The sequence below is a fragment of the Enterovibrio gelatinilyticus genome, assembly GCF_028683095.1.
Taxonomy (GTDB): Bacteria; Pseudomonadota; Gammaproteobacteria; order Enterobacterales; family Vibrionaceae; genus Enterovibrio; species Enterovibrio gelatinilyticus.
In genome coordinates this window covers 145,867-156,880 of the sequence record NZ_JAJUBC010000013.1, presented here as the reverse complement: position 1 = coordinate 156,880, position 11,014 = coordinate 145,867, and the positions used below count along the sequence as shown (strand labels likewise).

The following is an 11,014-nucleotide window of genomic DNA, read 5'->3' as shown; positions in this document are numbered from 1 at the left end:
CATTCGCCGTAGAGCTTGTCGTCTTCGGTGCCGCCTTCGAGGGTGTCGTTACCGTGGCCGCCAACCAGGAGATCGTTACCGTGCTCGCCGACTAAGTGGTCATCGCCGTCGTTACCATAGAGGCGGTCGTTGCCTGTGCCGCCGTTAACGTAGTCGTTGCCATCGCCGCCGGAGAGGCCATCGTTACCGTCATTGCCGTATACACGGTCATTGCCTGTGCCGCCGTCAATACCGTCGTCGCCAGTCCCGCCGGAGAGGGTGTCATTGCCGTCTTGACCATAGATAACGTCATTGCCTGCGCCACCATCTACGGTATCGTCGCCCGTACCAGCTTCGACATAATCGTTTCCGTTTCCGCCGCTAATCTGGTCGTTACCGTCTTGTCCAAAGAGCCTGTCGTTATCATCACCGCCATCAAGCTCATCGTCACCTGAACCGCCAACGAGAACGTCGTTCCCATCACCGCCGAACAAGCGGTCATTGTGGTTACCACCATCTAAGTGGTCATTGCCAGTTCCACCTACAAGCGTGTCATTTCCATCTTGACCATAAAGCACATCATTTTCGGAGCCGCCGTCAAGAAAGTCATTACCGGTCCCACCTACTAATCGATCTGCGCCACTTTCGCCGTAAAGGGAGTCATTGTCTGCACCGCCATCAAGGTTGTCGTTATCCTCACCACCATGCAGAAGGTCATCGCCAAGACCACCAGAAAGGGTATCGATCCCTTTACCGCCGTGTAACTTGTCGTCACCTGTTTCGCCGTAGAGTTTATCGTCACCACCTTCACCGTAAACAGTGTCATTACCGTCGCCCGCATGGATGGTGTCATTGCCAGCAGCAGCAACAGCAGCCGTTGTTGACAGGTTTCTTGTCGAATTGAGTTCATCGAGAGGTGGGTGAGAGTCGGTTGAGCCGTCTAGGCCCGTATCACCGAATAAAACATCGTCACCTTTACCACCACTAATGGTGTCGTCTCCGCTTCCGCCATAGACGGTATCGTTACCATCATCACCAGCAAGGTTATCGTTTCCGTTGCCTCCAGAGAGGGTATCGTTACCTATGCCGCCTTTGAGGTTATCTGAGCCATCTCCGCCAAACAGTGAATCATCACCGGATCCGCCATCGAGAGTATCGTTGCCAGCGTCGCCATAGAGACTATCATTGCCTTCACCACCGTTTAGGGTGTCATCACCATCTTGGCCATGAAGGTTGTCATCGCCAGCATCACCATTTAACTTGTCATTGCCGTCTCCGCCCCAGAGTCCATCGTTGTCATTACCTCCGTTGAGCGTATCTTCTCCTTCATTACCCCAGAGAATATCATTGCCATTGTCACCATTGATTGTGTCGTGACCGTCGTCACCAAACATGACGTCGTTTCCATCGCCGCCATGTGCAATGTCGTCGCCTTCCCCACTGCGAACTTTGTCGTCACCTTCACCGCCATAAAGATTGTCATTACCTTCACCGCCATAAAGCCTATCGTTACCTGTGCCGCCATAAAGGTTATCGTCACCGTGGAAGCCTTCTATTCGGTCATCGCCCGAGTCGCCATATAGATTGTCATTCAGCAGTCCACCGCGAACCCAGTCGTTTCCTGCATCACCATGCACCTCATCTGTACCATCACCGCCAATAACAGTGTCATCACCATCGCCACCATAGATATAGTCAGTGCCGTCCCAGCCTTCGATGTAATCATCGCCACCATATCCATAGATAATATCTACGCCGTCTGTTCCTTTTATCTTGTCGTTTCCTTCAGTTCCTTTGATGATGTTGGCCATTTTGCTCTCCAGAAATGATGCACTTGTTTTATTGTGAGTGATTGTTTGTTAATGCAATCGATTGATGCATTAATATATATCTAACATTTGTGATTTTTCACAGAGCCAAATGTCTCATGATTGAGGCTGTTAATGTGAGGTTATGAATTGGATTTAAGCTAAGTATGAAGAAAGACTTAATTATATATAATCGGAAGAGCCACACCTGGAGGGTGTGAATGTAGATGCCTATTCTCTCAATATAACTGTTTCACATGTAGAGCTTTGTAATTTAATGATTAAATTGAATGCGAGAAGGTGTGGAAGTATTAAGAGTATTTTTTCATTCGTTTATTCAGCGTTTTCTAATGTTTATATGATTCTATTAGGTATTAAATAAGTATGGAAAAAGTAGGGCATTACATTGAGTAAATGCATTTATCATTGAAACTGAGGTGCATGACTTTCAAGTAGTCAATACTTCAGCGTTACGTTGTCGAAAACATGTTTATATTTCAATGACTTATGCTGTATCGGTGTGGTTGTGTGGATTGGTTGAAAAATACTGAACTCTTCTGGCTAGGCGGCCTTTAGTCTGCATTGGGTGATATGTTGCTAAATGTGAATACTTATACAGATATGATGTTTTAGTATTAATGATTTCTCTTGGTTGATAATTTGGCTCATAGATAAATGATTTACCTTACTCTTTTGCTGAGTGTGTAATTGATTACTAAACTAGATGAGTATCATGTTCGAATAATTAGAACACTCTAATGTTTATTTTTTAAGTGTATGTAAAAGATAGGTTTGGTTTTTTCGTTTGGATGAATGGGGTGTCGTAGCATTAATCAAGGCTATGGGCGTGGGATTTTAGGAAAGAAATAACCCGCTTTATATCGAAATGGGGGTAATCAACAACGTCTCCGAACAATTAGCACGGGCTTCGGGTTCGAGGGAGTTTCCGTTAAGCGAAACCAAGGTGAAGGGGGAGTCAGTGAGAAAGGGACGTGATGGCATTCACCGCCAGGCTTGCAGCATCTAGAGCCCCTTCTAAATAACCGCCAAAGCTATGAGAGGCTTCCGTTCCTGCAAAGAAAATATGTGGGTGTTCGATGTTTTCAATGTCAATGCCATAGATGCCATGTGAGGCTGACAGGTAACTGGTTGTAGTTGTAAAAGTTTCTTGGTACCAATCAACATATTCGATGCTCAGAGGGTGTTGCGCTTCTGGTCCAAATAACTTCGCCGCCTGTTGAAGGATGAGACGTTTCAACGTGCCATCACCAGCTGTTTTTCTTGCCGCACCATTGATGCCAATAAAACCCATCAAGGCTCCATATTCCGGCTCTGCTTGATCATTCTCTGGAGAGGCGTCATGTATTTCCACCATTGGCCCCACGCGGCTAGATGCAGAGCCAGAGAACCCTTTGTCGCGCCAAAAAGGTGTGGCGTATGTTAATACGACTTTGGCGTGGGCGGCCATCCATGTTTCAGTACCATCAAATGCTCTTTTCAGCGCTGGAGAGAGAGCTGGGTGGAAGGATATCGTGTTAGAGATGAGTCTCAGGGGCATGGCAAACACAACATGTTTTGCGACCAATGCGCCTTTGCCACCACGATGCTCATACTCTAATAGATAAGTATTATCGCTTTGTTTGGTGACTGATTTCACTGGTGTACCGAGGAAGCATTGTTCAGAACGTATCTTCTTCAACAAGCCATTGATCAGTGCCTGCATTCCTCCACGAAGACGGTAAGTGTCTGGCATGATGTCCTGACCGATATCGATGGCTTGAGCAGGTGCACCGCGCGTTTCTTCGATGAGATAACGACCTGATGAAAATTGCTTGTAGCTCATGATTTCAAGTGCGGTGACGAGTGCAGATAGTCGTGGATTAATGTTTGGCCAATACCAAGATGGACCTAAATCAACGTTCGCTTGGTTAGCATCATTTGAGGGGAGTGAGATAATTCGACCACCGAAACGCTCTCGAGCTTCAAACAGCACATAGTCTCGCCCTTGTCGTTCTAACAGGTGTGCGGCGAACAAACCGCTTAACCCGCCACCGATGATTGCTGTTTCAACTACTGTGCTCATTCCAAACTCCATAGCCATTTATCCCTTATGGATTTTATCGAACAAACAATCGGTGACGAGGCATGATTTGTTCAGCGGCGAGATAGTTTTTCTTCCCCAGTAAAACGTAGCATTACCGCTGGGTATTGGTATGCTCTCAGCATATTCACTGCCATGATTTATGACGCGCTGTAATACAGTCAGGACATATAAATAGGCCAAACGTGATGTTTTGCATGCTAAATTGATATAACTAAACAACCTGAATTCCGCATCTTCAGGTTGATTGGGTATACAAATGAATGAGTTCGACGACATGACGCGCTTTTATGCACTCAGGCCATGTTAGCAATGAGGTAGATGATGGACGCATCTAATAAACGGCTAAAAAAATTTAGAATGAATAAAATTACCCATCTAAACGGTATACGGGCATTTGAAGCGACCGCGAGGCACCATAGCTTTGCTGGTGCAGCGCAGGAACTTAATGTCACGCCTGCTGCAGTGGGTCAACAAGTCAGACAATTGGAAGACTGGCTCAATGTTCGACTATTTAATCGTGCGACGTCGGGATCATCCCGCTTAACATTGACGGCTGAGGGAGTGAATGCATTCCCTGATATCCATAGAGGGTTTGAACTGATCCTGCGGGGGTTAAATCACCTTATTGATGAACCCGCAGAGGATATTATCACCGTATCTGCTAGCCCTTCGATTGCATCTAAATGGCTGCTAACGCGGGTAAATCAGTATCAAATGCAGCATGATGATATTGATATTCAGGTGGAAACAAGTATCTCCATTGTTGATTACGCCGAGCAAGGAATTGATGTTGGCATCCGTTATGGGCTTGGGCAGTGGGAAGATCTGTGTGCTCAGCATTTAATGTTTGAAGATGTTTTTCCAGTGTGTAGCCCTGAGTTTGCGAAGCAGCATGGCCTGAATGAAACTCCGCCTCATTTGCTGAAAGGTATTCCTCTACTTCATGATCACTCCGTAGCTTCCAGCAGTGGATACCCTTCCTGGCAAGAATGGTCAGATCGCGTGGATGTCGCCGTTCCGAATAAATTGCATGGATTAAAGATTAATGACTTCGCAAGCGTGATTGAACTCGCGCGCAGAGGGAATGGACTTGCCTTGGGCAGAAGTCGATTGATTGAAGATGAACTCAAGTCGGGGGAGTTAGTGTGCCCGTTTGACGTGAGTAAATATCAATTCCGGTCTAGATTTTGTTATTTTCTCGTTTGGAAACAAGATGAAGTGCAGAGTGACATGAGCGAACACATTGATGCTTTTAGGAGTTGGTTGCTTTCTACAGCGTGAATGCGTTGCTTATTACATACCTCGAGGAAAGGGACTCACACATTGTGAGTCCCTTTTTATTACGTTAGCTATTGGCCGGTAAGCGGAAAGTGAGATTGAATGGAATCGCGACGTTCAACAGTTTTGGCTCCAAGAGTGAACGATCTCTTCTGTCTCGCGAAAAGACATATTCATTCAGGGAGGTCTGTTGATTGAGCATGACGTTCCGTCTTTTTTGCCAGTCCAACTTTACATGCGTTGTTGGTGAAGCTCCCAACGGAGGGTAGTCGTGGCAGAGATAAACGGTTGTGTCATTCGGTAACTGATAGAGCTTTTGTATCGAATGAAACAACGTTGTTGAACTACCGCCTGGAAAATCAGCCCTCGATGTGCCCTTGTCAGGGGCAAAAAGTGTGTCCCCAACAAAAATATGACCATCAATTTTATATGTAATGCAAGCAGGGGTATGCCCTGGAGTTTCGATGACTTCGATGACTTTTGAACCAAACGGAATCCTAGAGTCACTATCGACAAAGTAATCGAAATTCGCGACATTTTTCAGGTTTAGCTTTGCTTTCCATTGACTAAATACTTCTTTTATCTTCGCGCTTATCATTGATTTAGCACCTGTGATGTCTTTCACATATTGAGATGCAGAGAGATGGTCAGCATGAATATGTGTCTCTAGCACAAAGCGTAAATCCAGTCCTTTCCGTTTGATATAGTCCAACACAGAATCAACATGTGTGTGCGTAATATTGCCATCTTTATAGTCGAGAACAGGGTCTACAATGAGTGCGAACCCACTGTCAGATACAACATAGGTGAGTGAGCCCGTTTCCACATGAAAAAAAGGTTGTACTTTCATGTTCTCACTCCTTAGTTAGTTTGCCGAGAAACAGTCTCTTTGAGACATGGTTTCGCGCCATGCAATGAGATTTGTCAATTCGCTAGGAATCTGAAGACCTGCAAATTCGGCAAACGCCAGCCCGTAAAACAAGGTGATATCAGCCATAGAAAACGTATTAGCAGCGACGTATAAGTTGTTTTCTAATAGCTTGTTAAAATAGGCAAACCCGGCGAGAGCACGTTGTTTCTGATGGTTGCCCCATTCCGAACATTGGTAGGTTTCTAGCGCTGGGCCTAACCCGTCGGTGGCGTGGTGAAAATAGGTTGCTACCGCATCCATAACCATCGACTCGGCTCTGCGTTGCATCATGTGGATCACCCCACGCTCTAACGGTGTTGTTCCCGTGAGCGATGGACCATCAAAAAGTGCATCAACATATTCAGTAATGGCTGTAGATTCGGAGAGGTATTCACCTTCTAATGTGCGAAGTACAGGCACGGTTCCTGTCGGATTCATGGCATAGAAATCCTCTGAACGATGCTCAAGATTCATGACATCAACTTCGATAAATGCCACCTGATTAAGCGCATTTTTCTCTGCCAGTGCAGCGCGAATACGTGCAGGGTTAGGGAAGCCTGTGGTTTCATAAAGGGTAATTGTATTTTCTGAGGACATGACTTTTCCTTATCCGAGTCTTCTCGGTCGTTATGTTTTTAATCCAATATGATTTTTTGGGAGACTAGACGCGTACTTCGCCTGATCCTATTTTTTGATAAACCACTGCGCCCAATTCCGTGGACATGGTTATTGTGGTACCTGCTGGAAAACGCATCCAAGAGTGGTGTTCGTAACTAACGTCGTTAATGATTGCTGTGCCTGACAACACAAAGAATTCAGTTACTTCCTCATTCTTGATTACGCCCAACGTATAGCCTGGTTTAAATTGATTTAAGGTCGTATCTTCGATGTCTGATTTCCAGAGGCGAAGTTGCATATGCTTATCTTCAATGGTTTCCCAATTCGCGTCATGAGTATTGAGGTAGAAGTAATCAGGCTCGTTAGAGGGTACTTGGGAAAGCTTGACGAAAATTTCACAGCCTTCTTTGGTGAATGGCGCATGGGTTGAACCGACGGGGTTTCTCACATACCAGCCTTTGGTGAAATCGCCGCTGTGATCGGAAAATGTGCCGTCGAGAACAATGTATTCTTCACCCCCGGGGTGGCTGTGAGGTTTAAATGAACTGCCTTGTGCATAGCGAACACACGATGTTGCTCGTCTCGCTATTTCATCACCACGACGTTCAAACATCATTCGTTTCACACCAACCATCGGGGTATCAGAGAAAGGCAATGAACCGCCAGATATGGTAATCGGAACAGACAGATCCACATTCCATTCGATGTATTCTTGGCTGGCTGTTTTTGTGTCTGTTGCTGCCATTTCGTCGCTCCTTATCTTTGATTTATAGCCAGTCTAAGGAGAGTGAATTCTGCGCACGAGGCATAAAATTTATGAGGGTGAGATAGTTTTGGTATGTCGGTGGGGAGGGTTTGGTCTAATTACTTATATCTAAAGGGAAATGGTTTCCATATTACGATCGAGGAGTGGCGTTAAGGCAATAAAAAACCCGCTTATCAGCGGGTTTTTGGAATCAAAAACGTCTAGTGACTGATGGTAAAGACGGCTTATTCAACCAACTCTTTTGCCGTTTCAACCACGTTTTCAACAGTGAAACCGAACATCTTGAACAGCTCACCCGCTGGTGCAGATTCGCCGAAGGTGTGCATACCGATGATACGACCGTCGAAGCCAACGTACTTGTACCAGAAGTCAGCAATACCTGCTTCAATCGCAACACGCGCTGTCACGTCTGAAGGCAATACCGATTCACGGTATGCCGCATCTTGCTTATCGAACACGTCAGTTGCAGGCATAGAAACAACGCGTACTTGTATGCCATCAGCAGTTAGCTTAGTTGCCGCGTCCACTGCCAGTTCAACTTCAGAACCCGTCGCGATAAGGATCAGCTCAGGTTGGCCAATGCTGTCTTTCAGGATGTAACCACCCTTAGCAATGTTCGCCACTTGTTCTGCATCACGCGCTTGTTGTGCCAAGTTCTGACGCGAGAAGATCAGTGACGTCGGACCGTCTTTGCGTTCAATCGCCAGTTTCCACGCAACCGCAGATTCCACTTGGTCACACGGACGCCATGTGCTCATGTTTGGCGTTAGGCGCAGTGAAGAAATTTGTTCAACAGGCTGGTGAGTTGGACCATCTTCACCCAGACCGATTGAATCGTGGGTGTAAACTTGGATGTTTTGAACCTTCATCAATGCAGCCATGCGCATTGCATTACGTGCGTATTCCATAAACATCAGGAAGGTAGCACCGTAAGGTACGAAACCGCCGTGCAGTGCAATACCGTTAATGATCGCGGTCATTGCGAACTCACGCACACCGTAGTGGATGTAGTTGCCTGATGCGTCGTCTGCTGTCACGGCTTTCGAACCAGACCACATGGTCAGGTTTGACGGTGCAAGGTCAGCAGAGCCGCCCATGAACTCAGGTAGCATCGCACCGAACGCTTCTAGCGCGTTTTGAGACGCTTTACGTGAAGCAATGTTTGCAGGGTTCGCTTGCAGGTCAGCAATGATTGCGTTTGCTTTTGCATCCCATTCTGCTGGCAAATCGCCGTTTACGCGGCGCTTGAATTCAGCAGCTAGTTCAGGATGAGCCGCTTCGTACGCTGCCAGCTTCTCGTTCCAAGAAGACTCTTTCGCAGCACCTGCGTTTTTTGCATCCCACTTTCCGTAGATATCCGCAGGGATTTCAAACGGGCCGTGTTCCCAACCAAGCTGTTTGCGGGTTGCTGCGATTTCATCTGCACCTAGTGGTGCGCCGTGACAATCGTGGGTGCCTGCTTTGTTAGGTGAACCGAAACCAATCACAGTTTTGGTACAGATGAGGGTAGGGCGGCCTGTTTCTGCTTTAGCTGCTTCAATAGCGGCATTGATTGCGTCAGCGTCATGACCATCAACAGCAGGAATAACGTGCCAGCCGTACGCTTCAAAACGCTTAGGCGTGTCGTCAGTGAACCAGCCTTCAACATGACCATCGATAGAAATACCGTTGTCATCCCAGAATGCAACCAGCTTGCCCAAGCCTAATGTACCCGCCAGTGAACAGGCTTCGTGAGAGATGCCTTCCATCAAACAGCCGTCGCCCAAGAACACGTAAGTGTTGTGGTCAACGATGTCGTGACCGTCACGGTTGAATTGTGCTGCCAACGATTTCTCTGCCATTGCCATGCCCACCGCATTGGTGATGCCTTGGCCTAGCGGACCGGTTGTGGTTTCAACGCCTGGTGCATAACCGTATTCAGGGTGACCTGGAGTTTTTGAATGCAGTTGGCGGAAGTTTTTCAGATCGTCAATCGACAGATCGTAACCAGTGAGGTGAAGCAGAGAGTAAATCAGCATTGAACCGTGACCGTTCGACAGGACGAAACGGTCGCGGTCAGCCCACTCAGGGTTTTGTGGGTTGTGGTTCATGTGGTCACGCCACAGGACTTCTGCTATGTCAGCCATGCCCATTGGGGCGCCAGGGTGACCAGAGTTGGCTTGTTGTACACCGTCCATGCTTAGCGCACGGATCGCATTGGCAAGGGTTTTACGTTCCATCTTGGGCTTACCTTAACTATGAATTTCAGACCTGATATCAATCAACAGAATGATATAAGAAATAAGAGAGCGGCAATAGCCGCTCTTGAAAATGTGTTTTGCGAGTTTACAGCTTTTCGCGAATCATGACTTCTAGTTTGCCTTGGTCAACCGCGAAATTGCGAATGCCTTCGGCAAGTTTTTCTACTGCCATCGCATCCATATTATGCTCCCAAAGGAACTCAGCGTGTGTCATTGGCGATGGACGTTGTTGAACTTCTACGTCATCAGACAGTTTTTGTACCACTTCACCTTGTTCTTCAGACAGAACTTGTAGCAAGTCAGGGCTGATAGTCAGGCGGTCACAGCCAGCCAATTCCAAGATTTCGCCAATGTTACGGAAGCTTGCGCCCATCACGACAGTGTTGTAGCCATGAGATTTGTAGTAATCGTAAATGGCAGACACAGATTGTACACCTGGATCTTCTGACGCTTCGAAATCGCGGCCTTCTTTCGCTTTATACCAGTCCATGATGCGACCAACGAAAGGAGAGATAAGGTAAACACCGGCTTCTGCACATGCGCGTGCTTGCGCGAATGAAAACAACAGCGTCAGGTTACAGTTGATGCCTTCTTTCTCTAGCACTTCTGCTGCACGGATACCTTCCCACGTTGACGCCAGCTTGATCAGGATGCGATCGTTACTGATACCCGCTTCGTTATACATGCTGATCAGTTTGCGTGCTTTCGCCACGCTGCCTTCGAAATCATAAGAAAGGCGTGCGTCAACTTCGGTTGAGATACGGCCAGGAACGACGTTCAGGATTTCTTTACCGATATTAACAGCAAGGCGGTCACTCGCGTCAGCAAGTTGCTGGTCGGCGTCTTGGCTTTTTGATTTTGCGTAAGTAATCGCTTCTTCAATAAGAGGCGCATACTCAGGAATTTGGGCGGCTTTAAGAATCAATGAAGGGTTAGTGGTGGCATCTTGTGGTTGGTATTTCGCAATCGCATCAATATCACCAGTGTCCGCAACCACGGTTGTGAGCTTGCGTAATTGTTCGAGTTTCGTGCTCATCTTTTAAACCTTTAATGTAGAGTTTCACAATGACTGCTTTGGCAGCCTGCAAGCGCCCAGTGGCATTTTTAGCAACCTGTTTGAATAGCGATCTTCGAGAGAGTCAGTAACAGGTTGAACAAATGCAACACACCTGAGCAAATGATAGGGTTATGTTTGTGTTTTTGTGCGACAAAGTCAACGCTATCATTGGATAAATATCACGACGATCTCACTCATTTTACCCTTAATCACTAAATGTGTTGAAAGGGGGCTGGAAATCTAGCCAATTGAGT

Annotated in this window: 8 protein-coding genes; 1 reads left to right on the top strand and 7 read right to left on the bottom strand. The window is 46.8% G+C overall.

Annotated features, from left to right (window positions below; translation table 11 throughout):
* Together LRP50_RS13160 and LRP50_RS13155 are read right to left on the bottom strand one after the other, a co-directional pair.
* A partial coding sequence (locus LRP50_RS13160) for a calcium-binding protein (protein ID WP_274164925.1) occupies positions 1-1,790 on the bottom strand: 1,790 nt, incomplete at its 3' end.
* 973 nt (positions 1,791-2,763) lie between these two features.
* Positions 2,764-3,870, bottom strand: a complete 1,107-nt coding sequence (locus LRP50_RS13155) for a flavin monoamine oxidase family protein (protein WP_274164924.1) — start codon at positions 3,868-3,870, stop codon at positions 2,764-2,766.
* A gap of 339 nt (positions 3,871-4,209) precedes the next feature.
* Here LRP50_RS13155 and LRP50_RS13150 point away from each other — a divergent pair, with 339 nt between their 5' ends.
* On the top strand, positions 4,210-5,172 hold the full coding sequence (locus LRP50_RS13150; protein WP_420791222.1) for a LysR substrate-binding domain-containing protein: 963 nt from the start codon (positions 4,210-4,212) through the stop codon (positions 5,170-5,172).
* Positions 5,173-5,236: 64 nt separating this feature from the next.
* Here LRP50_RS13150 and LRP50_RS13145 read toward each other — a convergent pair whose 3' ends face one another.
* The 5 genes from LRP50_RS13145 to tal form a co-directional block, all read right to left on the bottom strand.
* Positions 5,237-6,019, bottom strand: a complete 783-nt coding sequence (locus tag LRP50_RS13145) for an MBL fold metallo-hydrolase (RefSeq protein ID WP_274164922.1) — start codon at positions 6,017-6,019, stop codon at positions 5,237-5,239.
* A 15-nt stretch (positions 6,020-6,034) separates the two neighbouring features.
* Positions 6,035-6,676: a glutathione S-transferase gene (locus LRP50_RS13140; RefSeq protein WP_274164921.1), complete on the bottom strand. Its 642-nt coding sequence runs from the start codon at positions 6,674-6,676 to the stop codon at positions 6,035-6,037.
* Positions 6,677-6,740: 64 nt separating this feature from the next.
* Positions 6,741-7,442 (bottom strand): cupin domain-containing protein, encoded by a 702-nt coding sequence (locus LRP50_RS13135; protein ID WP_274164920.1) that lies wholly within the window; start codon positions 7,440-7,442, stop codon positions 6,741-6,743.
* Positions 7,443-7,687: 245 nt separating this feature from the next.
* Positions 7,688-9,682 (bottom strand): transketolase, encoded by a 1,995-nt coding sequence (tkt, locus tag LRP50_RS13130; RefSeq protein WP_274164919.1) that lies wholly within the window; start codon positions 9,680-9,682, stop codon positions 7,688-7,690.
* A 106-nt stretch (positions 9,683-9,788) separates the two neighbouring features.
* On the bottom strand, positions 9,789-10,739 hold the full coding sequence (gene tal, locus LRP50_RS13125; protein ID WP_274164918.1) for a transaldolase: 951 nt from the start codon (positions 10,737-10,739) through the stop codon (positions 9,789-9,791).
* Positions 10,740-11,014 lie beyond the last annotated feature (275 nt).